This is a genomic window from Actinoplanes hulinensis, from assembly GCF_019429605.1.
Taxonomy (GTDB): Bacteria; Actinomycetota; Actinomycetes; order Mycobacteriales; family Micromonosporaceae; genus Actinoplanes; species Actinoplanes campanulatus.
Genome location: NZ_JAHXZI010000005.1, coordinates 80691 through 105603, shown reverse-complemented (window position 1 = coordinate 105603; position 24913 = coordinate 80691). Strand labels below are relative to the sequence as shown.

The following is a 24913-nucleotide window of genomic DNA, read 5'->3' as shown; positions in this document are numbered from 1 at the left end:
CACGGTCCGATGCGGCCGCCCCGGGCCGCCGGTTGACTCCTCCTATGATCACGATCGATGGTGTCACCCGGGTTCGCGGCCGGACCCGGGTCCTGCACGAGGTGAGTTTCACGGCGCGTCCCGGGCGGGTGACCGGGTTCCTCGGGCCGAACGGCGCGGGCAAGACGACCACGCTGCGGGTGCTGCTCGGCCTGGATCGTCCGCAGGGCGGGACCGCCCTGATCGACGGCCGCCGGTACGCCGACCACGACCGCCCGCTCACCGTGGCCGGAGCGTTGCTGGACGGCAGCGGGGCCCACCGTTCCCGGTCGGCGCGGTCGCATCTGCGCTGGGTGGCGGCGAGCAACGGGCTGCCCCGCTCCCGCGTCGGCGAGGTGCTGGACCTGGTCGGGCTGGGCGCCGAGGCGGGCAAGCGGGCCGGCCGGTTCTCGCTCGGGATGAGCCGCCGTCTGGGGCTGGCCACCGCGCTGCTCGGCGATCCGCCGGTGCTGATCCTGGACGAGCCGGTGAACGGGCTGGACCCGGCCGGGATCCGGTGGATGCGCACGTTCCTGCGGGACAGCGCGGCCGCCGGGCGGACAGTGCTGCTCTCCAGTCACCTCATGGGTGAGCTCGCGGAGACCGTGGACGACGTGGTGATCATCGACCGCGGCCGGGTGGTGGCGGCCGGTGAGCTGGCCGAGGTGGTCGGCGGGCACGCCACCCTGGAGGACGCGTTCCTGGCGAAGACCGGGAGCGAGGGCGTGTCGTGGTGAGCCTGCTCGACGCCGAGCTGCGGAAACTGCTCGGGCTGCGGACCGCCTGGATCGGGCTGCTGGTGGGTTTCCTGGCCGCGCCGGCGCTGGTGTTCGTGTCGGCCGGCAGCACCCGCCGGGCGATCGCCGAGGGCCTCTGGACCGACTCGTCCGACCTGGGCTTCCAGACGCTGGGCATCGGCGTGCTGGGCGCGATGATCCTCGGCGTGGTGACGGTGAGCAGCGAGTACACGCCCACCGGGGACGACGCGCCGGGCGCCCGGCAGCTCACCACCACGCTGGCGGCGATGCCCCGGCGGGCACGGCTGCTGACCGCCAAGGGCGCCGCGCTGACGCTGGTGGTGGCGGTGCAGGGGCTGGTCACGACGGTGGCGACGCTGGCGCTGACCCGGCTGGTGCACGGTTCGCTGGTGCCGTCGCCGGCGCCCGGGCGGCTGGCCGGGGCGGTTCTCTACTGGGTGCTGATCGGGCTGCTGGCGTACGCCCTCACGCTGATCTTCCGCAACGGGATCGTCACGCTGACCGTGCTGGTGGTGAACACCTCGGTCGTCTCGGTGTCCTACCTGCTGACCAAGGTGACCAGCGCGGCCGTCTACCTGCCGGACATCGTGGGGGCGCACATGTTCCTGAACGAGGTGGGCGACCACGACGTCGCCCCGGTGACCGCCGGGCTGGTGATGTCGGCGTGGGTGGCGGCGCTGCTGGCCCTGGCCGGGTGGCTGTTCGGCAGGCGGGACGCGTGAACGCGGTCCGGGCCGAGGTGGGCAAGCTGCTCACCCTGCGGTCGCTGGCGCTCACCCTGGGCCTGACCTGGGCGGTCACGCTGCTGCTGGACGCGCTGGATCCGCCCGGTGGCTCGGTGCTGCCGTACGGGCAGGTGGGGTTCCTGATCCTGGGCGTGCTGGCGACGTCCCACGAGTACCAGGGCGGCGGCCAGATCCGGACCACCCTGCTGGCCATGCCGCGGCGGTACCGGCTCGCGGCGGCGAAGGCGGTGGCCCTGGTGGTGCTGGCGGCGCCGGCCGCGCTGCTGGTCGCGGGCACCGCCGGGGAGCCGGGCGGGACACTGTCGCTGGTGGTGGACACGCTGGTCGCGGCCGGGGTGGGGTTGCTGATCCGGCATCCGGTCGGGGCCGCGGGGGCGGTGCTCGTCGCGTACGAGATCGGGTTGCCCTTGATCCGCACGCACTGGGGTGAGGTGAACGACTGGCTGCCGCTCACCGGTGTGTTGATCTTCGCGGTGGCGTCCGTGGTGTTCGCGCGCCGCGACGGGGCAGACGGATCTTGACTCCGGGGTGTTCAATACGCGCAGCGCGGGGTCCCACCCCCAGAAGAACCCTCGCGCTGTACAGGCCGAGGAGAGACAGCGATGGCACAGCGCCCCTCGCTCGCGGAGATCCGTGAGCGCACCTATAAGCGCCGGGACTCCTGGTGGACGGTGTGGCTGGTGGATCCGCTCGCGTCCCGGCTGGTGTGGCTGGTCGCTCCGTGGCGCCGGGTCACGCCGAACGCGCTGAGTCTGGGCGCGTTCGTGCTGGGCCTGGGCGCGGCGGCCGCGTTCTGGCAGGCGGAGTACCGGTGGCTGCTGGCCGGCGCGCTGCTGTTCCACCTGGGTTTCGTGCTGGACTGCATGGACGGCAAGATCGCCCGGCTGAACGGGACGGGGTCGCTGTTCGGCACCTGGCTGGACTACGTCTTCGACCGGTTCCGGGTGGTGGTCTGCTCGCTGGCGCTGTTCGGCGGGCAGTGGCACCACACCGGCGAGACCCTCTACCTGTGGCTGGCCGCGACCGTCATCTTCCTGGACATGTTCCGCTACCTGAACGCGCTCCAGATGCAGAAGGTCAAGCTGACCATGAAGGAGAACCTGACGGCCGCGGCCGGGGCCGGGGCCGCCGGCAAGGCGATGGAGTACACGGACGAGACCGACGAGGAGATCCCGCTGGACGGCGAGGAGGCCCGGTCCGCGATCGACGTGCACGGCGACTTCCGCGCCCGGTTCGGTGGTTTCCTCAACTTCCGCAACTTCTTGCTACGGCAGCGCATCCGCGCACACGTCTTCAGCGGCATCGAGTTCATGATGTTCGTGTTCATCATCGGGCCGGTGGCCGGGTTGCTCGTGCCGGTCACGGCCGTTGCCGGCCTGCTGCTGCTGGCCTTCGAGTCGCTGCTGGTCTACAAGCTCTGGACCACCACCAGGACCTATCAGAGGCGGATCGCCGTCCTCTGAGCACACAGCTCACACGGGAACGTCACCTGGGAGTCCGGCGGCAACCGGTCGTACACCACCGGCACCGCGTCGGCGTACACCGTCAGCGACACCTGGAAGTAGCGCAAGGCTCAGCGGCCCGCCTCATGTGACGCGCACCGGCACCACGTCCGGAGCGCCGAGGCGGGCCGCGTCCGCCGTCTCGTCGTCCTGCTGCTCCTGGGACGCCCGTTCGGCCGCCACCCGCAGGCGGTAGTTCTCCACCTCACGGTCGCGCTGCTCGACCGTCCAGCCGAGCACCCGGCCCATCAGCTCGGCCGCGTGCGGGGCGGCGACCACGCCACGGTCGAACGTCTCGATCGAGATGCGGGTCCGCCTGGTCAGCACGTCCACCAGGTGCCGGGCGCCCTCCGCGGCGGCCGCGTAGACGAACTCGGCACGCAGGTAGTCGTCGGCGCCCTCGATCGGGCGGCCCAGATCCGGGTCGTCACGGATCAGCGCCAGCACCTCGTGGATCAACGCGCCGTACCGGCCGAGCAGGTGCTCGACCCGGGCCACGTGCAGGCCGGACTCGACGGCCAGGATGCCCCGGCGGTTCCACAGCGCCGGATAGCCGTCGGCGCCGACCAGCGGCACCCGGTCGGTGACCGAACGCGGCACGGTCCGCGCCAGGTTGTGCACGCAGGCGTCGATCGCGTCCTTCGCCATCACCCGGTACGTCGTGTACTTGCCGCCGGCCACCACCACGAGCCCCGGCACCGGGCTCGACACCGAATGCTCCCGGGACAGCTGCGATGTCGACTCCGACTCGCCGGACAGCAGCGGCCGCAGCCCGGCGTAGACGCCCTCCACATCGGCGCGTTCCAGCGGTGTCGCGAGGACCTTGTTGACCTCGCGGAGCAGGTAGTCGATGTCCTTGCCGGACGCCGCCGGGTGCGCCTTGTCGAGCCGCCAGTCGGTGTCGGTGGTGCCGATGATCCAGTGCCGGCCCCACGGGATGACGAACAGCACGCTGGTCGCGGTCCGCAGGATCAGCCCGGTCGACGACTGGACCCGGTCGCGGGGAACCACCAGGTGGATGCCCTTCGAGGCGCGTACGTGGAACTGTCCCCGCTCGCCGACCAGGGACTGGGTGTCGTCGGTCCACACCCCGGTGGCGTTGACGATCTGCTGCGCGCGGATCTCGTACGTCCGGTCGTGTTCCAGGTCGTGCACCCGTACCCCGGTCATCCGGGAACCCTCCCGGAGGAAGCCGACGACCTCGGTCCGGGTGACCACGTGGGCGCCGTACGCGGCCGCGGTCCGGGCCAGGAACATGGTGTGCCGGGCGTCGTCGACCTGCGCGTCGTAGTACTGCAACGCGCCGACCAGGGAGTCCCGGCGCAGCGACGGGCAGGCCCGCAGCGCGCCGCGCCGGGTCAGATGCCGGTGCCGGGGCATGTTCGCCCAGCCGGCCAGGGTGTCGTAGAGGGTGACGCCCGCCCCGGCGTACAGGCGTTCCCAGCCGCGGTGCTTGAGCGGGTAGAGGAACCGGACCGGGCGGGCCAGGTGCGGCGCGAGGCGGTGCAGGATCAGCCCCCGCTCCCGCAGCGCCTCGCGGACCAGCCCGAAGTCCAGCATCTCCAGGTAGCGCAGCCCGCCGTGGATCAGTTTGCTGGACCGGCTGGACGTGCCGGAGGCGAGGTCGCGCGCCTCGACGAGGCCCACGGTCAGTCCCCGTGTGACCGCGTCGAGCGCGCAACCCGCCCCCACCACTCCCCCACCGATCACCAGCACGTCGACCTCCCGCTGCTCGAGAGCTTGCGAGGCGGCGTCCCGGTACGAAGGAGAGAGAGCCGTCATGATCAGTCCACATCCACCCAGTCGAGGGTCCGCTGCACCGCCTTCTTCCACTTCCCGAAGCCCTGGTCGCGCTGTTCGGCGGACCAGCCCGGCTGCCAGCGCTGCGACTCGTTCCAGTTCTCCCGCAGCTCGTCGGTGTTCTTCCAGAACCCGACCGCGAGACCGGCCGCGTAGGCGGCGCCCAGGGCGGTGGTCTCGGCGACCACCGGCCGGCTGACCGGCACCCCGAGCACGTCGGCCTGGATCTGCATGCACAGGTTGTTGACGGTGATGCCGCCGTCCACCTTGAGCACGTCCAGGGTCACGCCGGAGTCCTGCGCCATGGCGTCGACCACGTCCCGGGTCTGGTAGCAGATCGCCTCCAGGGTGGCCCGGGCGATGTGCGCGCCGGTGTTGAACCGGGACAGCCCGACGATCGCGCCGCGGGCGTCGGAGCGCCAGTACGGCGCGAACAGCCCGGAGAACGCCGGGACGAAGTAGACGCCGCCGCTGTCCGGCACCTGCGCGGCCAGCGACTCGCTCTCCCCGGCCGAGTTGATGAGGTGCAGCTGGTCGCGCAGCCACTGCACGGCCGAGCCGGTGACCGCGATCGAGCCCTCCAGGGCGTAGACCGGGGCGGCGTCGCCGAACTTGTAGCAGACCGTGGTGAGCAGCCCGTTCTCCGAGCGCACCAGGTTCGTGCCGGTGTTGAGCAGCATGAAGTTGCCGGTGCCGTAGGTGTTCTTGGCCTCGCCCGGGTTGAAGCAGACCTGCCCGACCGTGGCGGCCTGCTGGTCGCCGAGGTCACCGGTGAGCGGCACGTCCCCGCCGAGCGGGCCGTCGACGTGGGCGATGCCGTACCCGTTGGGGTCGGACGACGGGCGGATCTCCGGCAGCATGGCCCGCGGGATGCCGAAGAAGGACAGCAGTTCGTCGTCCCAGTCGAGGGTCTCCAGGTTCATCAGCATGGTGCGGCTGGCGTTCGTCACGTCGGTGACGTGGTTGCCGCGCGTGATGTTCCACAACAGCCAGGAGTCGGTGTTGCCGAACAGCGCGTCACCGCGCTCGGCGGCCTCCCGGACCCCCTCGACGTTCTCCAGGATCCACTGGATCTTGCCGCCGGAGAAGTAGGTCGCGGGCGGCAGGCCGGCCTTGCGGCGGATCACGTCGCCGCGCCCGTCCCGGTCCAGAGCGGAGGCGATCCGGTCGGTACGGGTGTCCTGCCAGACGATCGCGTTGTAGTACGGCCGCCCGGTCCGCCGGTCCCACACCACCGTGGTCTCGCGCTGGTTGGTGATCCCGACCGCGGCCAGGTCCGAGGCGCTCAGGTTCGCCTTCTGCATGGCGGTGCGCACCACGGCGACCGTGCGCTCCCAGATCTCGATCGGGTTGTGCTCCACCCAGCCGGCTTGCGGCAGGATCTGCTCGTGTTCGAGCTGGTGCCGGGCCACCTCGTTCCCGCCATGGTCGAAGATCATGAACCGGGTGCTGGTGGTGCCCTGGTCCACTGCGCCTACGAAGTCAGCCACGGTTGGCCTCCACGGTGGTCTGGTCTGTCGGTGTCGGAACGCGCCCCGGCTCCGGCGGCTCGGCCGTGGGCAGGAAGCGTCCGATCAGAGTCTGGTACAACCCGGCGCCCACGATGCCACCGATGACGGGCCCGACTATCGGGATCCAGAAATAGAGATACCCGGTCTGGTCACGGAACGCCGTCTCGTACCCGGTCAGGAAACTCGCGAGCCGCGGCCCGAAGTCGCGGGCCGGGTTGATCGCGTAGCCGGCGTTGGTGCCCCAGGCCATGCCGATCGCGACGACCAGCAGGCCCACCACGACCGGCCCGAGGTTGGCGGCCGGCGCCGTGTTGTTCATGTCGGTCAGCGCCAGGATGACGAAGAGCAGGATCGCCGTACCGATGATCTGGTCGCGGAAAGCGCCCCACTCGCCCACCGGAAGCGTCCCGTTGCCGGGCAGTGTGGAGAAGACGCCCTGCGTCTTGATCGTCAGGCCGGGGTCGGCGGCCCGCAGCACCTCGGTGTAGTTCCAGCGCACGATCAGCGCGGCGACGAACGCGCCGAGGAACTGGGCGATCGAGTAGGGGGCCACCTTCCGCCAGGAGAAGCCCTTGAAGACGGCGAGCGCGATGGTCACCGCCGGGTTGAGGTGCGCGCCGCTGATCCGCGCCGCGACGTAGACGCCGAGTGTCACACCCAGGCCCCAGGCCCAGGCGATGCTGTCGTGGTCCCCGATCTCGGCGGCGGCGACCTGCGCCACCACCCCCACGCCGAACAGAATCAGAATCATGGTGCCGGCGAACTCGGCCGCCAACTCGCCGGCGAGCCCTGGAAGTTTGAGTCGTGTTGCCATGCTCCCTCCCTGTGTCAGACGCCTCGGACGCTAGGCAGGGGCCGGAAAGGGAGCAATGAACACCGGTCGGCATTGTCGAACATCAATTACAGCGGGTCGTCACAGGGTGGCTTAGAGTCCGGAACATGCCCGGAACGGTGCAGGCGATCGAACGAGCGGCCGCGATCCTGCGGACCCTCGCCGGTGGGCCGGGCCGTCTCGGGCTCAGCGAGATCGCCCGCACGCTCGACCTGGCCAAGGGCACCACCCACGGCATCCTGCGCACCCTGCAACTGGTCGGGTTCGTCGAGCAGGACCGGGTCTCCGGGCAGTACCAGCTCGGCGGCGCCCTGCTCCACCTGGGCACCAGCTATCTGGACATCAACGAGCTGCGGTCCCGGTCGATCAACTGGGCCGACCCCCTCGCCGCACGCAGCGGCCAGGCGGTCCGGATCGGCACCGTGCTGGAGGGGCAGGTGCTCGTGGTGCACCACGTGTTCCGGCCGGACGACACGTTCCAGACCCTGGACGTCGGCGCCCTGCTGCCGCTGCACGCCACGGCGCTCGGCAAGGTGCTGCTCGCCTACCGGGCCGGCGGCCCGGCGCCGAACCTGGAGCCCTTCACCCGCCGCACCCTCACCGATCCGCGCGCGCTCGCCGTCGCGCTGGAGGGGGTACGGGAGTCCGGCTGGGCTTTCGAGGTGGACGAGTTCCTGATCGGCCAGGCGGCGGTGGCGGCGCCCATCCGCGGCTACGGCGGGCTGGTCGTCGGCGCGATCGGCATCTCCGGCCCGGTCGAGCGCCTCTGCGACAGCCACTACCGGCCGCTGCCGAGGCTGGTGACCTACGTCCGCGACGCCGCCCGGGCGATCTCCCGGGATCTGGGGGCCACGCGATGACCGAGAAGTATGTGCTCGCGATCGACCAGGGCACCACCTCGACCCGGTGCATCGTCTTCGACCGGCGGGGGCAGCTGGTCTCCCTGGCCCAGCAGGAGCACAAGCAGTACTTCCCCCGGCCCGGCTGGGTGGAGCACGACGCCATGGAGATCTGGCGCAACGTGGAGCGGCTCGCGCCCCGGGTGCTGCGGCGGGCCGGGATCGGGCTGGACCAGCTGGCCGCGCTGGGCATCGCCAACCAGCGGGAGACCACGGTCATCTGGGACCGGCGTACCGGTGTGCCGGCCGGGCGGGCGATCATCTGGCAGGACACCCGGACCGACGCGCTGGTCCATTCGCTGGCCGCATCTCCCGCCGCCGCCGACATCTCCGAGATCTCAGGACTTCCCCTGGCGACCTACTTCTCCGGGCCGCGCCTGCGCTGGATGCTCGACCACACGCCGGGCCTGCGCGCCCGGGCGGAACGCGGCGAGGTGCTCTGCGGAACCATGGAGACCTGGCTGATCTGGAACCTCACCGGCCGGGCCCAGCACGTCACCGACGTGACGAACGCGAGCCGGACCATGCTGCTCGACGTGCGCGGTCTCGACTGGTCACCGCGGGCGCTCGACTTCTTCGGGATACCCCGCGCCATGCTCCCGGAGGTGCGGCCGTCGATCGGCGGCTTCGGCACCGCGTCCGAGGCCTTTCCCGGGGTACGGATCGGGGCGGCGCTCGGCGACCAGCAGGCGGCGCTGTTCGGGCAGACGTGCTTCACCCCCGGCGAGGCGAAGTGCACCTACGGCACCGGCAGCTTCCTGCTCCTGAACACCGGCGCGGAACTGGTCCACCCGGGGAACGGGCTGCTCAGCACGGTCGCCTACCAGATCGCCGGCGCCCCGGCCGTCTACGCCCTGGAGGGCTCGATCGCGATCACCGGATCCCTGGTCCAGTGGTTCCGCGACCAGCTCGAACTGATCTCCAGCGCGCCGGAGATCGAGACCCTGGCCCGGACCGTCGCCGACAACGGCGGCTGCTACATCGTGCCCGCCTTCTCCGGCCTGTACGCCCCCTACTGGCGCAGTGAGGCACGCGGCGTGATCGTGGGCCTCACCTCGTACATCACCAAGGGTCATCTGGCCCGTGCCGTGCTGGAGGCGACCGCCTGGCAGACCCGCGAGGTGGTGGACGCCATGAACGCCAACTCCGGTCTCACCCTCACCACCCTCAAGGTGGACGGTGGGATGACCGCCGACAACCTGCTGATGCAGATGATCGCCGACGTGCTGGACGTGCCGGTGGTCCGCCCACTGGCCGTGGAGACGGTGTCGCTGGGCGCCGCCTACGCGGCCGGCCTGGCCGTCGGCTACTGGCCCGACCTGGACGGCCTGCGCCGCAACTGGCACATCGCCGGCCAGTGGATGCCGGCCATGGACCCGGCCCTGCGCGACGGCGAGTACGCCAACTGGCGCCGCGCCGTGGAACGCACCTTCGACTGGATCCAGCCCGCCTGACCGGCTCAGATGGCGGCCCGCAGGCGCGGGTCGGCCTTGCGGAAGCCGAGGCAGTGGCCGCACACCATGTAGTGGCCGGCCGGCTTGACCGGGAACAGCGGCACGAAGAACAGGGTGAACTTCGTGGTGCGCCGGATCAGCTGCTGCGGGGCCTCCCAGCGGCAGATCTCACACGTCATCGTCCGGGTGCCGACCAGGTGGTCCTTGCTCCGCAGACCGAACAGCACGAACATCGGGCAACTCCTCGGATCGCCGGCGGTTTCTCCTCATGGTCATACCCACCGGCAAACGCGAGGTGCGCCCGGCGACCCGATCCGCCCGAATCGGCGCGGGAGTTTCTTCCGATGCCCCGGCCCCGCACCGCTCGGTACGGTCGCAGTCAGGTACGACAGCGGCGCGGAAAGGGTGCGTCACGTGTACGACGACGAGTTCCGGATCGACCCGGCGATCACCGTCTCCGTCCATCGCCTCCGGTCCGGTGACGTGCTGGCCCGGGTGGTCGGGGAACTGGACCTCCAGAGTGCTCCGGCGCTGCTGCGGGAGTTGCGCCCCGCGCTCGGCGAACGGGAGGTCACGACGCTCCGGCTCGATCTGGCCGGCGTCACCTTCTGCGATCAGGCCGGGCTGCGGGCGCTGCACGCGCTGAGCGCCGAGGCCGGGCCGGACCGGGTGCGGATCGTGGCCGTCCACCAGTGCGTGGACGTCCTCCTCCGGCTCTGCGGCATCGACGTGTTTCTGGGCTGGAGGGCGGGGGCGACCACCCGGACCGGCTGATCGGCCAGCCCCTGACGAGGGGTGTGCGCACCATGATGGAGGGGTGGGCGCACACCTCGACAACGGACGGATCACGGCCGAGATCGTCCGGATCGCGGCGATGCCCGGCGGTGCCCGGCAGCGGGCCGAGGCACTGATCGACAGTCTGCGCCCGCTGCTGCGGCACGACGCGGCCTGGCTGAGCCTCCTCGACCCGGAAGGACGGCGGCAGCAGCCGATCACCGCGCCCGGCCACACCGGCCGGCTCCAGCGGCACCTGGCCGGGCGGGAGTTCATGGCCGTGCTGGAACGGGTCGGCCTGCACCGCGCGCGCCGCCCGATGCGGGTGTTCGAGTCGCCGGTGCCGGCCGAGGAGCTGCCGTCGTGGGTGGACTACTTCCGGCCGGACGGGTTCGCCGAGGGGGTGGCCCTTCCCCTGGTCACCACGGACGGCCGATACCTGGGCCTGCTGGGCGCGCACGCCGGATCGCCGGATCCGTTGTGCGACGACCTGTGCGACCTGCTGGCGACGCTGGCCCCGTTGATCGCGCACGCGGTGGACCCGCTGCGCACGCTCACCGCCCTGGCCGGGATGGTGCACGGCGCGACGGCCGGGGTGGTGCTGACCCGGGCGGGGCGGACCGAGCTGCTGCCCGGCATGCCCGGCCCGGACGCGTTCGGGGTGGAGCCGCCGGCGCTGCATCTGGTGGGGGCGCTGCTCGCGCCGGGCCGGTCGATCGCCCGGTTCATGGTGCCCAGCACCGACCCGGAGCGCGGCCTGGTACAGGTGACCGCACTGGCCTGCCCGCCGGAGCCGCCCGGCCACCACCGGGCGCTGGTGCTGCTCGGGCCGCCGCCGGAGACCTACGGCCTGACCCGCCGGGAGATGCAGGTGCTGGGGTTGCTGGTGGAGGGCCGCAGCAACGCGGCGATCGCCGGCGCGCTGCGGATCACGCCGCGGACCGCGATCGGCCACCTGGAACACATCATGGCCAAGATGGGGGCGGAGTCGCGGACGGCCGCCGCGGTCCGGGCCGACCGGCAGGGCCTCTACGTCCCGGCCGAGCTGCTGCGCCGCGGCTCCTGAGTGTCCCGCAACAGAGCCCACACCATCTTTCCGGTACGGGTGGGCATGGCGCCCCACGCCTCGGCCGCCGCGTCGACGATCCGCAGCCCGTACCCGCGTTCGGTCAGCAGCGTCTCCAGTGGCGGCTCGTTCCCGCCGGGCATCGGCGGCAGCGCCGGGTCGCCGTCCACCACGACCAGGTGCAGCAGGTCCGGGCCGCGCCGGGAGATGAGCACATCGATCGGGGTGCCGGCGTGCTCGGCCGCGTTGACCACCAGCTCGGACAGCACGATCCGGGCCCGGGGCACCAGCCGCGGCATGCCCCACCCGGCGCAGGCCTCGGACACCACCTGCCGGGCGGCGACCGCGGCCGACGGCTGCGGGGGCAGCCGCAGCCGCATCTGACCGGTCAGCGGACGCCGGGCGGCCAGGAAGGACCGGGCCAACGGCACGGTGGCGAAGACCGGCAGCACGCCCTGGGCGGGCGGGAGGTCGAGCCGGGTCGCCAGGCGGGTGAGGACCGGCAGGCTGGCCGCCACGCGTACCGTCGGATCCATCCGCGTTCCCTGGGCCGCGGCGGTGAGCCAGAGGGGCGCGCTGCTCGCGCCGGGGTCGTCGAGTCCGTGCAGGTCGAGCAGGACGCCGGCGGGGTGCTGGGCGAGGCACTTGTGCAGCGCCTGGTAGGCGGAGAGCCACAGGGGCCGCCCCCAGGAACCGCGCACGGTCAGCTCGACGAGCCAGCTCTCGTCGTCCACCACCGCCGTGACCGATGGGACGGGCACCGCCTGACCGCCTGACCGAGTTCTCCGGAATGTTTCCAGAAACGGTATATCCGCGGCGCGCCGATGCCAATCACCGGTGGGCATGCCACGTCCCGTTGGCGGACGGGACGTGGCATGCGGTCTCTCAGCGTTCGCCGAACGTGTCGTGGGTGATGTACTGCCCGGTCGGCGGGGTGACCGTGGTGCGGTTGGCGCCCGGCTCCCAGGTGACCGTCCCGTCCGGGTCCTTGACGATGTACTTGAACTCGACGGCGGTGTTCGGCGGCAGGCCGGCGTTCCCGGTCCACACCGGATAGCCGTCGGCGGTCAGCGGCACGGCCCGCGCCGGATCCCATCCGCCCAGCTCGGGGAGGTTTCCGGCGACGAAGACGTTCTGGCCGTACCAGGTGGTGCGGGTGACGTTGAAGGTGGCCGCGATCCGGTTCGCGGGCGGGCGGAAGGTCACCCCGGCGCCCTCGGTGAGAACCGGGGCGTCGACGCTGTACGCCAGCCCGTCCGTCCCCGTCGCGTTCTCGATGCCGATGGTCGCGCTGTTCCCGGTGGCGCGGGTCCCGGTCAGGCCCCGGTACCGGTAGGTGACCGTGCCGTCGGCGTGCAGGATCGCGCTGATCGAGATCCGGTCCGCGGTGGTCGGGTAGAACCTGACGTTGCGCCACTCCACCACGAAGGTGTCCGCGGTCGCCGCCGTCCAGACGCCGGCCTGGTCGTCGACGATCAGGTCGTCCCAGAGCGCGAAGAGGGTGTCGTTCGGCTCCAGGCCGCTCGGCGGCGCCAGGTTCATGTACGACGAGCTGACCGTCCCGAACCCGATCACACCGTTGGTGCTGACCCAGGCGCGGGTGCGGGCGGTTCCGTAGTGCGGCACGGCGAACGGCAGGGTGATCTCGGTGGCCGCGTCGTCGCCGGTGAGGGCCAGCAGGTCGGTCCCGGCGCGGTACTCCTCGGTGGCGGCGGCGCAGCTGTGCCCGTACCGGTCGGTGTTCTGATCGAGCGGGACGTCGAGCGTGAGGTCGCCGCCGACCGTGAGGGACCGGGTGGCGGCGGTGAAGCAGCCGCCGGGCGGGCGGACGGTGAGCTCGTAGTCGCCGACCGGCGCGGCCAGCCGGAACCCGCCGTCGGCGCCGGTGGTGACCGTGACCGGCGTGCCGGTGAGCGCGACCGTGGCGCCGGCGAGTGCTGCCCCGGCGCCGCTGACGTGCCCGGAGACGACACCGGAACGGCTGGTGGCGAGTGCCGCGTCCACGTCGGAGCCGTCGTTCGCGGTGATCGTCACGCCGGTCTCGTAGGTGTCGTAGCCGAACGCCGTCACCCGGATCCGGTAGTCGCCGGCCGCCAGCCGCCCGAAGCGGTAGCCGCCGTCCGCGCCGGTCGTCGCGGCCCGGGTGGCGGTTCCGCTGAGCGAGACGGTCGCGCCGGCCAGGGGCACACCCGCGCCGGTCACGGTTCCGGTCAGGCGTCCGGCCGGGCGCAACGCCAGATTCACCGCGGCGTACGCGTCCAGCCGCCCCTGCCCGAACACGTTGTTGTCGGTGGCCGTCCCGCCGCAGCCGGTGTCGTTCGTGTCGATCGCCGTCTCGTCCAAAATCTCCCGGGTCGCGGTCACGTCGCGGCGCAGTGCGGGCGCCGCCGACCAGATCAGCGCCACCGTGGCGGCGGTGTGCGGGGAGGCCATCGAGGTGCCGCTGTAGGAGGCGTACCCGCCGCCCGGGACGCTGGAGCGCACGTCCACGCCCGGCGCCGACAGGTCCGGTTTCACGCCGCCGTCCTGGCCGGTGCCCCGGCTGGAGAACGAGGCGATCGCGTCGTTGACGTCGGTCGCGCCGGAGGAGTAGGTGTCGGTGTAGGAGCCCGGCGTGGACGCGGTGGCACAGCCCGGGCCCGCGTTGCCGTTGGAGAAGGCCGGGAAGATCCCCGCCGCCACCCACGACCGCACCACGTCGGAATACCACGGATCGAAGCCGGACGCCCCGCCCCACGAGTTGTTCACGACATCCGGCGCGAGGTCCGGCCGCGGGTTCCGGCCGTTGCGGTCGGTCGGTGCGACGATCCACTGCCCGGCCCCGAGCAGCGCCGCCACCGAGCACGAGTTGGACTCACAGCCCTTCGCCGCGATCCAGGTGACCCCGGGCGCCACCCCGATGCCGCCGGCCCCGGCCATCGTCCCCATGGTGTGGGTTCCGTGCCCGTTGTTGTCGCACGGGTTCGCGTCCGGGCAGACGTGCGCCGGATCGAACCAGTTGTAGTCGTGCTGGACGGTGCCGTCCGCCTGCCGCCCCCGGTAGTTCGCCGCCAGCGCCGGGTGGTCGAACTGCACCCCGGTGTCCACGTTGGCGACCACGATCCCCTGACCGCGGTCGTCCCGCTCGCCCCACACGCGGGGCGCGCCGATGCGGTCCACGTTCCACTCGTTGGCGTCGACGGCCGCCTGCACCGCACCCGCGGCCGGCGCCGGCAGGGTGACCGGCGTGTCCGGCAGCACCGCCTTCACCTCGGGCCGGGCCGCCACCTCCTCGAGCAGCGCGGCGTCGCCGGTGACCTTGACGGTGTCCGCGATCCAGAACTGCTCGAACCGTGCCTTCCGCTCGGTCAGCAACTTCCGCAGCCCGCCCTGGTGCCGGGCCGTGCTGGCGCGCGCCGCGTCGTGGACGGCCTTCGCCCGCGCCCTGCCCTTGGCCTTGGCGGCCGGGGCGAGGTCGGGACGGTCCCGCAGCACCACCCAGAAGGTGGCGTCGCGCCCGCCCTCGACCGCATCGGCCACCGCGGCCGCGACCTTCGGCTCGCTCTCCGCCGCCCGGGCCGGGTTCGGCGCGCCGACCAGCGCGATCAGCATGGCGCCCGCGCCGATCAGCGCGGTGGCGGTCCGTCGTCTCCGCTCGTTCCGTTCCGGGTCCGGGCCGCTCCGGTCCTGTCGCATGACGTCTCCCTCGGTCGAATGCCGCGCGCTCCACCGGGATGGGGCGCGATACGGACATGGCCGGCCGGACCACGGAAACGAACGCTATTGACATCCTCCACTCTCTGCAAGTTCTTGCAGTTCTTTCACAATGTTTCAGGCCGATGTCAAAATGCGCGCGGCACAGTGGACAGTGCAGCTAGAAGTCCCGCGCCACCTGCGCTTTGATCATCTCGGCGATACTCCGGATGACGAATGTCACTGCCATCCGGCATCGCTTCCACGCACAAATATTTCAGCCCCGAGTTGCGCATGTTTCATCGTCTTTCAACCCCGGGGCGACCCTCACCCCGGGGTGGATTCGGCGACGTGCGTACACAATGGGGTCAGCCCGGGACGGCCACCGACTGGCGGGTGAGGCGGGCGACCGTGCGCTGCTTCAGGGCGAAGCCCTGTTTGGCCGCGTCGCGCAGGTGGGCGACGAGCGGCGACCGGGAGCGGCGCGCCCACGGGACCGGGACCTCGGTGGTGCCGTACTTGACCTTGTACGCGTTCCCGCCGACGAAGTCGAACTCGGTGACGCCACGCTCCTTCGCCCAGCGCAGCGCGTGCCAGATCAGAGCCTCGTTGGGGCGCAGGTGCTGGAACGGGCGGTAGCTGGCGCCGCCCCAGAAGTACATGGTGCGGTGGTACCAGGGCAGGACGGCGGTGGCGATGCTGCGGCCGTCGGCGTCGCGGGCCCGCAGCAGCAGGAGGTTGCCGGCCGGGGCCAGGTGACGGATCAACGACCGAACCCTGTCCACCGAATAGGTCGGCACCAGATTCTGTTTGGCGAATACATCACGCAATTGATCGTAGAATTCGTCGGCGAATGCGGGATCATCACCCGCGTCCTCGATGACGACGCCGGACTTCGCGGCCTTGCGGATGTTTCGGCGGCATGCGCTCGCCATCGCCCCGAAGAGTTGATCCTCTGTCGGATTCAGGTCGATGACCGCGGTGGGCGCGGCATCCCAGCGCAGTCCGAGGCCGCCGAGATCGTTTTCCGTCAGGCCACGATCGCGGATCTCCAGATGGGCGGCGCCGGCCTCGCCGAAGGCGAACGGCATGAGCGCCTCCAGCGCGGCGCGGCGGGAGACACCCGGGCGCAGGTTGAAACCGACGTACGACGTGGTCCAGCCGGCCATCGGACTGCCCAGGATCCGCATGCCGAAACGCCTGGCCAGGAGCCCGGTGAAGTGGCCGACGGGCCGACCGCCGTCGGTGACGACGGCGAGCAGCGGCTCGGCGCGCTGGCACTCGGCGACGAAGCGGATCCACTCCCGGGTGTGAAAGATCAGGCGATCCTCGTAGGTGGCCCGGTCCGCCCAGAGCTCAGCGGACGGTTCCACCCGGTGCAACTTCAACATGGGGTCCCCGATCGAATTACAGCACGGCCGGCACGATGATGCTCAACCATAAGACCATTCCGCAAGAAGCCGATCGGGCCTATTTTCAATTGACGCGAATATCTTTCGCGTTCATTATGACAATTGCTACTGCCGCACCTCTCGCGCATTTGCAATCGTGGGTGAAGGCCGCGGGGCGACGACCCGTGGCCGTGACCTGTCGAACGAGCGGGAGGGTGCCGATCCCATGCAGCCGCCCACAGCCTTCAAACGACGCCTGAACGAGCTGGGCCTGCGCAGCCGGCTGCGCGCCCGGCCCCGGTTGCAGGGTCGCATCCTGGCCGCGGCGGGGCTCCGGCGCCGCCTGCCCAGTACCCCCGGCCTGTACTTCCCCTTCTACCACGACGTTCCCGCGGAGTACGCCCGCGACTTCCGCCGCCACCTGGGGGCACTGTCCGCGATCGGGCCGATGGTGTCCTGGGACGAGGCGTTACGGGTGCTCGGCGGTGAGCTCCCGCTGACCGAGCCGATGTTCTGTCTGTCCTTCGACGACGCCCACCTGACCTGGCGGGACGTGGCCGCGCCGGTGCTGCTGGAGATGGGCGTGCCGGCGATGTTCTTCGTCACCTCCGGCATGGTCGGGCAGCCGGGGAACCTGACCTGGCAGGACTGCCGGGAACTGCGGGCCGCCGGGTTCGCCTTCGGGTCGCACACGGTCAGCCATCACCGGCTCGCCGACCAGGACGACGCCGCGGCGGCCCGGGAGATCGTCGACTCCAAACGGGAGATCGAGGACGAGCTGGGTGTGGAGGTCCGGGACTTCGCCGCCCCGTACGGCCATCCCGCCGTCGACTTCCGCAAGCGGGACGTGGAGGTGGCCCGCGAGGCCGGCTACCGCAGTTTCGCGACCACCCTGCGGCCGGCCATGCACGCCGGCGGCGATCCGATGTTCATCCACCGGCAGGGTCTGCACCCCGCCTGGCCGATCCTGGCGGTGAGGACGCGCGTCCATGACTGACACCCGCATCTACCTGTCCCCACCGGACGTCAGCGACCTCGAGCGCAAGCTCCTGCTGGACGCCTTCGACTCGAACTGGGTGGCCCCGGTCGGCCCCGACCTGGACGCCTTCGAGGAGCAGGTCGCCGAGGTCGTCGGCGTGCGGCACGCGGTGGCGCTGAGCAGCGGCACCGCCGCCCTGCACCTGGCCCTCATCGCGGCCGGGGTACGGCGCGGCGACACCGTGCTGGTGCCGTCGTTCACCTTCGCGGCGACCGCGAACGCGGTGGTCTACCTGGGTGCCCGCCCGGTGTTCGTGGACTCCACCCCGGACAGCTGGAACGTGGACCCGGCCCTGGTCGCCGAGGAGCTGCGGGCCCGCGCCGAACGGGGCCAGCTCCCCCGGGCGGTGATCACCGTCGACATGTACGGCCAGTGCGCCGACTACGACCCGCTGATGGAGGCGTGCGACCGGTACGGCGTCCCGCTCATCGAGGACGCCGCCGAGGCCCTGGGCGCCTCCTACCGGGGGCAGCCGGCCGGGTCGTTCGGGCTGGCCGGGGTGCTGTCCTTCAACGGCAACAAGATCATCACCACGGGTGGCGGCGGAATGCTCGTCACCGACGACGGCCGGGTCGCCAAGCAGGCCCGGCACCTGTCCACCCAGGCCCGCGAGCCGGTGCCGCACTACGAGCACCGCACGGTCGGCTACAACTACCGGCTCAGCAACCTGCTCGCCGCGGTGGGCCGGGGCCAGGTGCAGCGGCTCGACCAGATGATCGCGGCCCGGAAGGCGACGTTCGAGTACTACCGGGCCGCGCTGCCGGAGCTCACCTTCATGCCGGTCGCCGGCTACGGCACCCCGAACTACTGGCTCAGCTGCGCGCTGGTGGACGGCGACGACCGGGACCGCCTCATCGCCCGTCTCGCACAGCGCAACATCGAGGCCCGGCCCGCCTGGAAGCCGATGCACCTGCAACCGGTCTTCCAGGACTGTGTGGTGCGCGGCGGCGGGGTCAGCGCCGACCTGTTCCGCCGCGGGATGTGCCTGCCCAGCGGATCCGCGTTGACCGAACACGACCGGGAACGCGTCGTCGGCGCGATCCGGGAGGGCTGAGCCGAGATGCGGATCGTCTACATCCACCAGTACTACTGCAACCCGGGCATGGCCGGTGGGATCCGCTCGTACGAGCAGGCCCGCCGCCTGGTCGCCCGCGGGCACACGGTGGACGTGATCACCACCGACATCACCCCGGGCGCCCGGGACCTGGGCTGGCGCACCACGGACGAGGACGGCGTCACGGTCCACTGGTTCCGGGTCCCCTACAACAACAACATGTCGTACGCCCGGCGGATCCGCGCGTTCGCCGAGTTCATGATCCTGGCCACCGCGAAGGCCGCCCGCCTCCGGGCCGACCTGGTCTTCGCCACCAGCACGCCGCTCACCGTGGCGGTGCCCGGCGTGATCGCCGCGAAGCTGCGCCGGGTGCCGTTCGTCTTCGAGGTCCGCGACCTCTGGCCGGAGGTCCCGATCGAGATGGGCGCGCTGCGCAACCCGGTCGTCCAGCGCCTCGCCGGCGGCCTGGCGACCTTCGCCTACCGCAACGCGTCCGAGGTTATCGCCCTCTCCCCCGGCATGGCCGCCGGTGTGGTGGCGCGCCGCCCGGGCACCCCCACCACGGTCATCCCGAACGCCGCCGACCTGGACCTGTTCGCCGTCGACGAGGAGCGGGTGCGCCGGTTCCGCGAGTCGCACGACTGGCTCGGCGACCGGCCGCTGCTGGTCTACACCGGGGCGCTGGGCGTGGTGAACGGCGTGGAGTACCTGGTCCGGGCCATGCGCCGGGCCCGTGAACTGGACTCGGACGTGCGGTTCCTGATCGTCGGCCACGGCAAGGAGTGGGAGCCGACCAAGGCGCTCGCCGCCGAACTGGGGCTGCTCGGCGACGTGGTGCACATGTGGGAGAAGGTGCCCAAGTCGGAGCTGCCGGTGATCCTCGGCGCGGCCACCATGTCGAGCAGCACGGTCCGGCCGATCCGCGGGCTGTGGGACAACTCGGCGAACAAGTTCTTCGACGCGCTGGCCGCGTCCCGGCCGATCGCCATCAACTACGGCGGCTGGCAGGCGGACCTGCTCACCGAGACCGGGGCCGGCCTGGTGCTCGACCCGGAGGACACCGACGAGGCCGGTTATCAGCTGGTCCGGCACCTGCGTGACGAGGTGTGGCTGAAGCGGGCCCGGGAGGCCGCGTACCGGCTGGCCGTCGAGAGGTTCTCCCGGGACCTGCTGTTCGACGAGTTCGAGGCGGTGCTGAACCGATCGGCACGCCGGAAGAAGCAGTCCGTCCAGTCCTGACGAATCGGGGGAAGTCAGCGTGGAACTGCGCGCTTACGTACGGGCCTGCCGGCGCCGATGGCTCTGGCTGGTGGTTCCGGTGCTGGTGGCGGCCGGCATCGCGGCGGGCCTGACGGCGGCCGGATCACCCGGCTACAAATCGTCGCTGACCCTCTTCGTCAGCGTCGGCACCGGCGATCCGGACGCCGGGGCACGGCGCCTCAACTCGTACATCGCCCTGCTGACCGGCCCTCGGGTGGCCCAGGCCGTGGTCGACCGGATGGGCCCCGACGTCACCGCCGGCGAGGTGCAGAAGAGCCTGTCGGCGCAGGTGCGTGAGGGCACCGACCTGCTGGTGGTGTCGGCGGTCGCCGACTCCGAGGAGGAGAGCCGGCAGATCGTCACGACCGCGGCGGCGGTCCTGGTCGGCCTGGCCCGGCAGATCGGCGCGCCGGCCGACCCGCGGGACGGTCCCGCCCCGGCGGTCTCGATCGTGCAGGACGCGGTCACCGTGGAGGAACCGGGCAACCTGGGCCGCAACGCCGGCTTCGCCGCCGTGCTGGGGCTGCTCATCGGGGCGGTCGCGGTCGCGGTCCGGGAGGCGACGGCGCGTACGGTCACCGACGAGGCCGACCTGCGGCGCCTCGGCCTGGACTCGGTCGGGGTCATCTCGATCGGCGGGCGGCCCCGTGACGGCCACCCCGATCAGGCGCTGGCCGAGGCGTTCCGGCGGCTGCGCAGCCTGCTGCCGGTGCTCGCCGACCCGCACGCCGGCATCCCGCGGCGCGGCCGGTCGCTGCTGCTCACCGGTGCGAGCCGGAAGGAGGGCACCACGGCGGTGGCGTGCGGGCTGGCCATAGCGATGGCCGAGACCGGGGCGCGGGTCGTGCTGGTCGACGCCAACATGCGTACGCCCGGCGTCGGCCGCTACCTGTCGCTGGAAGCCTCGCCCGGCCTGGCCGAGGTGCTCGCCGGGACCGCCCGCGTGCCGGACGTGCTGCAGAGCTCGCTGGGCGGCCGGGTGACGGTGCTCCCGGCCGGGGAGCACGCTCCGGACCCCGGTGAGCTGCTGGCCTCGCCCCGGCTGCCGGCCACGGTCCGGACCCTGACCGAGCGGTACGACATCGTGCTGGTGGACGCGCCCGCCCTGCACGGGGTGGCCGACGCGTCGGTGCTGGCCCACGTCACCGACGACGCGCTGCTCGTGGTGCGGGCCAACCGGACCCGGACGGCCGATGTGGAGAAGTCGATCGACCTGCTGCAACGGGTCGGCGCCCGGCTGGCCGGCGCGGTGCTGAACTCCCTGCCGCGCAAACTGCCGACCGGCGGCTCCTGGCAGGACTCCGCCCAGGTCGGCGGCGCGGACAGCCCCGATCTGATCTTCGGGTTGGACGGGGATCAGCCGTCCGCCCGGTTGGAGGACACGTTCGTCTCGCTGCCCCCGGTCGGGACGGCGCGCGGCCGGGCCCGGGTGGTGAAGCCGGAGATCGAGAAGGCGCCCGAGGCTGAGACGCCGGAGGTTCCCACACAGCGCGAGGCGTCGCGGGAGGAGCCGGCGGCCACTCCGGACGAGGAGCAGCAGCGCGGTGAGTGAGCTGCGGGTCGAGGAGGCCGCCCCGGCCCGGGCGGCACTGGCCGGCCGGGTGCTGCGGGAGCCGTCCGTCCAGCTCCTGGCCTCGCAGGTGCTGACCGGTGGGGTGGCGATGGCGGCCAACATCCTGATGGTCCGGTCCCTCAGCCCCACCCATCGTGGTGAGGTCGCCCTGATGCTCCAGGTGGTGTACCTGGCCACCCAGGTCCTGTTGATGGGCACCGAGCGCAGCTTCGTGGCCGCGTACCACAACGTGGCGCCCGCTCCGGCGGTGCGCGCGTACGCCCGCCTGCTCGCCGTACCGTGTCTGGTCTTTCTCTCCGGGGCGGTGATCTGGCACCTGGCCGCGCCGGACCGGTTGACACCGAGCGGGGTGATCGTCGCCATGCTGGCGGTCTTCGCGCTGATCGAGGCCGCCAGCCTGGCCACCCGGTCGATCGCGATCGCGGTGGGCCGGGTCCGGGACTTCCTGGTGGCCCGCATCCTCGAGGCGCTGCTGCTGCTGGCCATGCTGATCGGCCTGTACGTGTCCGGCGCCGCCCGTCCCGAGCTGTGGTTCCTGGCCTACCTGTTCGCCGGCGCCACGCCCACCGTCGTCTACCTGCTGATCTGGACGCGGCTTCCGGTGAGCGCGGCCGCCACCCCGCTGGACCCGGCGGTGAACCGTCAGGTCCGGCGGGAGGGCCTGGCGCTGTTCCCGGCCGCGCTGTCCAACATGGCGATGCTGCGGGTGGACCGCCTGGTCATCCCGGCGCTGGCGTCCACCGCGGCGCTCGGCCACTACGCGTCGGTGGCGACCATGACCGAGCTGCTGGCGTGGCCGGTGCGGGCCTACGCCGACTCCCGGCTGGGCCGGTGGCGGGCGTCGCACCGGGAGGGGACGCTGCGGACCGCGCCGATCCTGCTGGCCGTCGGCGCGTACGCCCTGGTGGTGGTCCCGATCGTGGCCGGTGGCCTGTACCTGCTGATCGAGCCGCTGTTCGGCCACGACTACGCGGACGCCAAGGTGGTCGTGCTGCCGCTGGTGGTGGCGGCCGGTCTGTACGCGGTGTCCCGGGTCAGCCTGGGCCTGCTGATCGCGAAGGGGCACGGCGGGCTGGTGTCGGCCGCCGAGATCATCGGTTTCGTGGTGAGCTTCGCGGCGTACATCCTGCTGATCCCGCGGATCGGGATCCTCGGCGCGGCCTACGGGTCGCTGGCCGGGTACGGCGCCTGCCTGGTGTTCGCGATGATCGCGACGAACATCGTGAGAGAACGATGAGGCGGGCGTTCCTCGCCCCCGGCCTGCTGCTGATCCTCGTGGCGATCGGCGGCCGGTACACGCTGGACCGGGCCGGGCTGATCGATCTGGCCTGGGTGGACCTGCGGGTGATCGGCGTGCTCATCGCGCTGGCCGTCCTGATCCTGAATGCCGCCGAGCTGAGGAGCGGGAAGGCGGGACGGGAGGGCTGGATCATCGTGGCCCTGCTGTTCTTCCTCTTCCAGATCGCCTCGGCGCTGTGGGCCCCGCCGGCCGCCCGGGTCGGCCCGCAGGTGCTGGACCTGGTGCTGCTGGGCGTGCTGCTGGTGGCGACCTACCAGTACACGACCGGCGACCCGGAGACCGTCATCCGGTTCACCTTCCAGCTGTTCTTCGTGGCCGCGATCGTCTACGCGCTGGCCGCGATCTTCATCAGCGGGCCGGGCGAGCAGGGCCGCTACTCGGCCTTCGGGGGCGGGCCCAACGTGTTCGCCCGGATCGAGGTGCTCGGCGTGATCAGCGCGATCGCCCTGTTCATGCTGACCGGCCGGATGCTGCCGCTGCTGGTGATCCCGCTCTTCCTGCTGGCCACGGTGCTGTCCGGTTCGCGCGGCACGCTGGTGGCCGGTGGAGTCGTCGGTTTCGCCGCGCTGCTCAAGCTGCGGCACCGGCTGAGCGCCGCCGGGATCGCGGCGTCGGTGGTGGTGTCGCTGGTCGCGGTGGGCCTGATCTGGGTTCTGGCTCCGCCGGAGTTCACCGACCTCTTCCAGGAACGGTTCGTTGAACAGACCGTGCAGGAACAATATCTCTCCGGACGGACCGACATCTGGATGGCCGCGGTCCGCCTCTTCGCCGACCATCCGATCGGCGGCGCCGGCATCGACGGGTTCTACGGCCTGATCGGCGTCAACCAGGCCGTCGAATATCCACACAACTACGTGCTCGCGGTCGCGGCCGAGGGCGGGCTGATCGGTCTCGGGCTGCTCACCCTGTCGGTGCTGCTGTGGACCCGGATCGTCCACGGTGGCGGGCACCGGCCCCAGCTCGCCGGGCTGGCCGTGGCGTCGGCCGTATTCGTGGCGCTCAGCGGCCTGTTCTCCGGTGACTACTACGACTCCCGGCTGGCCTGGATGTTCGCGGCGATGGCGGCCGCGGCGGCCCTGGTCGCGCCGGCGCCGGCGCCCACTCCCGTGACTCCGTTGGCGACGGTGGCGCAATGAGGCGGCGGGCGCTGTTGGCGGCCTCGCTCGGCGGGGCGGCGGTCGCGGGCGCGGTCGGGCTGCACCTGGTCCGGGCGGCGGGCGAGGACGTGCCGGACGTCCGTGATCCGATGCCGGTCCCGCCGCCGTCGATGCAGGAGGCGCTGAAGATCAAGACGGTGGCCTACTGGACCGGGGTCTATCTGCGCAGCTGGGACTTCTCGCTGCGCAACGGGCTGCCGCTGAGCCGGTCCACGGACAGCCGGGACCACTACGACCTGGCGTACGACATCGACGCGTGCACCGCGATGTTCCGGGCCACCGGCGACCACCGCTACCTGGACCGGGGGCTGACGTTCATGGAGAACGTGGTGGCCTCGGCCCGCCCGTCGAAGTCGCTGCCGAAGAGCTCGTTCCGGGACCGGTTCTCCGGCTGGGCGTCCAGCCGCTCCGGCGAGGGCGGCGACGAGGTGCCGCTCTACGAGTCGTACCTGTGGCGGTACGGCACGAACCTGCTGGTCGCCATGAAGGGCCTGACCAACGCCGGATACCGGGCCCGCTACGCCCGGCTGCTCGCCTTCGCCGAGACCGACGTCTTCGACAAGTGGCACACCCGGGGGACGAAGGACTACCTCTACCGCGAGCGCACCCACATGGCGTCGCACTGGGCGCTGATCGCCATGAACCTGGCCCACCTCACCGCCGACCAGGGCCGCAAAGCCCGGTGCAACGCGGTGGTCGACGAGATCAGCACCCGGTTGCGCGGGCAGTTACGGCGCAATCCGGCGGAGCCGACCGCCTGGTTCTGGAGCGACGTGTGGGGCTCGATGAAACGGCCCGGCCAGGACGTGGGCCACGGCAACGCGGTGGTCACCTACGTGGTGGAGGCCCACGACCGCGGCCAGGGCTGGTCGACGGCGGACATGGCGGCGTTCTCGGCCCTGCTGACCAAGGTGGTCTGGCCCGGCGGGACGACCTATCACGCCTACGTGGACGGCACCGGAACCGACAACGGCTGGTGGTCCGACGGCTTCGTGAAGCTGGGCCGCTACGACCCGGCCGTGCAACTGCGGCTGGAGAGACACCAGGTGGTGAACGATCAGTTCGCCGCGAACATGGCGCTCAACGCCCGCCTGCTGCGGGCCTGAA

At 71.7% G+C, this 24913-nt stretch carries 22 protein-coding genes; 15 read left to right on the top strand and 7 right to left on the bottom strand.

From position 1 onward, the window contains the following. Positions 1-44 precede the first annotated feature (44 nt). The 4 genes from KZ829_RS11055 (at position 45) to KZ829_RS11040 (ending at position 2985) form a co-directional block, all read left to right on the top strand. Positions 45-755 carry an ABC transporter ATP-binding protein gene (locus KZ829_RS11055; RefSeq protein WP_220143758.1) on the top strand — a complete coding sequence of 237 codons (711 nt, stop codon included), beginning with the start codon at positions 45-47 and terminating at the stop codon, positions 753-755. Beyond that, a complete protein-coding gene (locus KZ829_RS11050) occupies positions 752-1498 on the top strand; it encodes an ABC-2 transporter permease (protein WP_220143757.1) in 747 nt (248 codons plus the stop codon). The genes KZ829_RS11055 and KZ829_RS11050 overlap by 4 nt, the downstream gene beginning before the upstream one ends. Next, positions 1495-2043 (top strand): hypothetical protein, encoded by a 549-nt coding sequence (locus KZ829_RS11045; protein WP_220143756.1) that lies wholly within the window; start codon positions 1495-1497, stop codon positions 2041-2043. The genes KZ829_RS11050 and KZ829_RS11045 overlap by 4 nt, the downstream gene beginning before the upstream one ends. 81 nt (positions 2044-2124) lie before the next feature. Continuing rightward, positions 2125-2985 carry a CDP-alcohol phosphatidyltransferase family protein gene (locus tag KZ829_RS11040; RefSeq protein ID WP_220143755.1) on the top strand — a complete coding sequence of 287 codons (861 nt, stop codon included), beginning with the start codon at positions 2125-2127 and terminating at the stop codon, positions 2983-2985. A 123-nt stretch (positions 2986-3108) separates the two neighbouring features. Here KZ829_RS11040 and KZ829_RS11035 read toward each other — a convergent pair whose 3' ends face one another. From KZ829_RS11035 to KZ829_RS11025, 3 genes are read right to left on the bottom strand one after another with little or no spacing between them, the layout of a single operon-like run. Beyond that, on the bottom strand, positions 3109-4806 hold the full coding sequence (locus KZ829_RS11035) for a glycerol-3-phosphate dehydrogenase/oxidase (protein ID WP_220143754.1): 1698 nt from the start codon (positions 4804-4806) through the stop codon (positions 3109-3111). A gap of 2 nt (positions 4807-4808) precedes the next feature. Further along, the gene (glpK, locus tag KZ829_RS11030; RefSeq protein WP_220143753.1) at positions 4809-6314 is read right to left on the bottom strand and encodes a glycerol kinase GlpK; all 1506 of its coding nucleotides are present in this window, start codon (positions 6312-6314) and stop codon (positions 4809-4811) included. Further along, the gene (locus KZ829_RS11025; protein WP_183219650.1) at positions 6307-7149 is read right to left on the bottom strand and encodes an MIP/aquaporin family protein; all 843 of its coding nucleotides are present in this window, start codon (positions 7147-7149) and stop codon (positions 6307-6309) included. Before KZ829_RS11025 ends, glpK (KZ829_RS11030) begins: the two co-directional genes overlap by 8 nt. Positions 7150-7274: 125 nt before the next feature. On the opposite strand from KZ829_RS11025, the gene KZ829_RS11020 reads away from it, so the two are divergent. Beyond that, the gene (locus KZ829_RS11020; protein ID WP_220143752.1) at positions 7275-8027 is read left to right on the top strand and encodes an IclR family transcriptional regulator; all 753 of its coding nucleotides are present in this window, start codon (positions 7275-7277) and stop codon (positions 8025-8027) included. Next, the gene (gene glpK, locus KZ829_RS11015; protein WP_220143751.1) at positions 8024-9520 is read left to right on the top strand and encodes a glycerol kinase GlpK; all 1497 of its coding nucleotides are present in this window, start codon (positions 8024-8026) and stop codon (positions 9518-9520) included. Before KZ829_RS11020 ends, glpK (KZ829_RS11015) begins: the two co-directional genes overlap by 4 nt. Before the next feature lie 5 nt (positions 9521-9525). Here glpK (KZ829_RS11015) and KZ829_RS11010 read toward each other — a convergent pair whose 3' ends face one another. After that, the gene (locus KZ829_RS11010; RefSeq protein WP_220143750.1) at positions 9526-9753 is read right to left on the bottom strand and encodes a zinc-ribbon domain-containing protein; all 228 of its coding nucleotides are present in this window, start codon (positions 9751-9753) and stop codon (positions 9526-9528) included. Between the two features lie 181 nt (positions 9754-9934). Here KZ829_RS11010 and KZ829_RS44455 point away from each other — a divergent pair, with 181 nt between their 5' ends. Together KZ829_RS44455 and KZ829_RS44450 are read left to right on the top strand one after the other, a co-directional pair. Then, a complete protein-coding gene (locus KZ829_RS44455; protein ID WP_220143749.1) occupies positions 9935-10294 on the top strand; it encodes an STAS domain-containing protein in 360 nt (119 codons plus the stop codon). Between the two features lie 43 nt (positions 10295-10337). Then, positions 10338-11360 carry a LuxR C-terminal-related transcriptional regulator gene (locus tag KZ829_RS44450; RefSeq protein WP_220143748.1) on the top strand — a complete coding sequence of 341 codons (1023 nt, stop codon included), beginning with the start codon at positions 10338-10340 and terminating at the stop codon, positions 11358-11360. Here the strand turns inward: KZ829_RS44450 and KZ829_RS10995 are convergent. From KZ829_RS10995 to KZ829_RS10985, 3 genes are all read right to left on the bottom strand, one after another. After that, complete coding sequence (locus KZ829_RS10995; RefSeq protein WP_308285427.1) at positions 11324-12121, bottom strand: ATP-binding protein; 798 nt, start codon at positions 12119-12121, stop codon at positions 11324-11326. The genes KZ829_RS44450 and KZ829_RS10995 overlap by 37 nt on opposite strands. A 124-nt stretch (positions 12122-12245) precedes the next feature. After that, positions 12246-15035 carry a S8 family serine peptidase gene (locus tag KZ829_RS10990; protein ID WP_220143747.1) on the bottom strand — a complete coding sequence of 930 codons (2790 nt, stop codon included), beginning with the start codon at positions 15033-15035 and terminating at the stop codon, positions 12246-12248. A gap of 365 nt (positions 15036-15400) precedes the next feature. Beyond that, positions 15401-16423, bottom strand: coding sequence for a lipid II:glycine glycyltransferase FemX (locus KZ829_RS10985; RefSeq protein ID WP_220143746.1), 1023 nt, complete (start codon positions 16421-16423; stop codon positions 15401-15403). A gap of 226 nt (positions 16424-16649) precedes the next feature. Here KZ829_RS10985 and KZ829_RS10980 point away from each other — a divergent pair, with 226 nt between their 5' ends. From KZ829_RS10980 to KZ829_RS10950, 7 genes are read left to right on the top strand one after another with little or no spacing between them, the layout of a single operon-like run. Next, positions 16650-17420: a polysaccharide deacetylase family protein gene (locus KZ829_RS10980; protein WP_220143745.1), complete on the top strand. Its 771-nt coding sequence runs from the start codon at positions 16650-16652 to the stop codon at positions 17418-17420. Then, positions 17413-18516: a DegT/DnrJ/EryC1/StrS family aminotransferase gene (locus tag KZ829_RS10975; RefSeq protein ID WP_220143744.1), complete on the top strand. Its 1104-nt coding sequence runs from the start codon at positions 17413-17415 to the stop codon at positions 18514-18516. Before KZ829_RS10980 ends, KZ829_RS10975 begins: the two co-directional genes overlap by 8 nt. 6 nt (positions 18517-18522) lie before the next feature. Then, positions 18523-19755, top strand: coding sequence for a glycosyltransferase family 4 protein (locus KZ829_RS10970; protein ID WP_220143743.1), 1233 nt, complete (start codon positions 18523-18525; stop codon positions 19753-19755). A 19-nt stretch (positions 19756-19774) separates the two neighbouring features. Beyond that, positions 19775-21328, top strand: coding sequence for a tyrosine-protein kinase domain-containing protein (locus KZ829_RS10965; protein ID WP_220143742.1), 1554 nt, complete (start codon positions 19775-19777; stop codon positions 21326-21328). Then, the gene (locus KZ829_RS10960; protein WP_220143741.1) at positions 21321-22586 is read left to right on the top strand and encodes a lipopolysaccharide biosynthesis protein; all 1266 of its coding nucleotides are present in this window, start codon (positions 21321-21323) and stop codon (positions 22584-22586) included. The genes KZ829_RS10965 and KZ829_RS10960 overlap by 8 nt, the downstream gene beginning before the upstream one ends. Then, complete coding sequence (locus KZ829_RS10955; protein WP_220143740.1) at positions 22583-23785, top strand: O-antigen ligase family protein; 1203 nt, start codon at positions 22583-22585, stop codon at positions 23783-23785. Before KZ829_RS10960 ends, KZ829_RS10955 begins: the two co-directional genes overlap by 4 nt. Beyond that, a complete protein-coding gene (locus tag KZ829_RS10950) occupies positions 23782-24912 on the top strand; it encodes a hypothetical protein (protein WP_220143739.1) in 1131 nt (376 codons plus the stop codon). The genes KZ829_RS10955 and KZ829_RS10950 overlap by 4 nt, the downstream gene beginning before the upstream one ends. The last annotated feature ends 1 nt before the right edge of the window (position 24913 follow it).

Bases quoted from the DNA above. Each gene is read 5' to 3' on its own strand.
- KZ829_RS10955 (WP_220143740.1), top strand. From the start codon at position 22,583: ATGAGGCGGGCGTTCCTCGCCCCCGGCCTGCTGCTGATCCTCGTGGCG.
- KZ829_RS10990 (WP_220143747.1), bottom strand. From the start codon at position 15,035: ATGCGACAGGACCGGAGCGGCCCGGACCCGGAACGGAACGAGCGGAGA.
- KZ829_RS10970 (WP_220143743.1), top strand. From the start codon at position 18,523: ATGCGGATCGTCTACATCCACCAGTACTACTGCAACCCGGGCATGGCC.
- KZ829_RS11025 (WP_183219650.1), bottom strand. From the start codon at position 7,149: ATGGCAACACGACTCAAACTTCCAGGGCTCGCCGGCGAGTTGGCGGCC.
- KZ829_RS11010 (WP_220143750.1), bottom strand. From the start codon at position 9,753: ATGTTCGTGCTGTTCGGTCTGCGGAGCAAGGACCACCTGGTCGGCACC.
- KZ829_RS11040 (WP_220143755.1), top strand. From the start codon at position 2,125: ATGGCACAGCGCCCCTCGCTCGCGGAGATCCGTGAGCGCACCTATAAG.
- glpK (WP_220143751.1), top strand. From the start codon at position 8,024: ATGACCGAGAAGTATGTGCTCGCGATCGACCAGGGCACCACCTCGACC.
- KZ829_RS11020 (WP_220143752.1), top strand. From the start codon at position 7,275: ATGCCCGGAACGGTGCAGGCGATCGAACGAGCGGCCGCGATCCTGCGG.
- KZ829_RS10950 (WP_220143739.1), top strand. From the start codon at position 23,782: ATGAGGCGGCGGGCGCTGTTGGCGGCCTCGCTCGGCGGGGCGGCGGTC.
- KZ829_RS11035 (WP_220143754.1), bottom strand. From the start codon at position 4,806: ATGACGGCTCTCTCTCCTTCGTACCGGGACGCCGCCTCGCAAGCTCTC.
- KZ829_RS10985 (WP_220143746.1), bottom strand. From the start codon at position 16,423: ATGTTGAAGTTGCACCGGGTGGAACCGTCCGCTGAGCTCTGGGCGGAC.
- KZ829_RS10975 (WP_220143744.1), top strand. From the start codon at position 17,413: ATGACTGACACCCGCATCTACCTGTCCCCACCGGACGTCAGCGACCTC.
- KZ829_RS11055 (WP_220143758.1), top strand. From the start codon at position 45: ATGATCACGATCGATGGTGTCACCCGGGTTCGCGGCCGGACCCGGGTC.
- KZ829_RS10980 (WP_220143745.1), top strand. From the start codon at position 16,650: ATGCAGCCGCCCACAGCCTTCAAACGACGCCTGAACGAGCTGGGCCTG.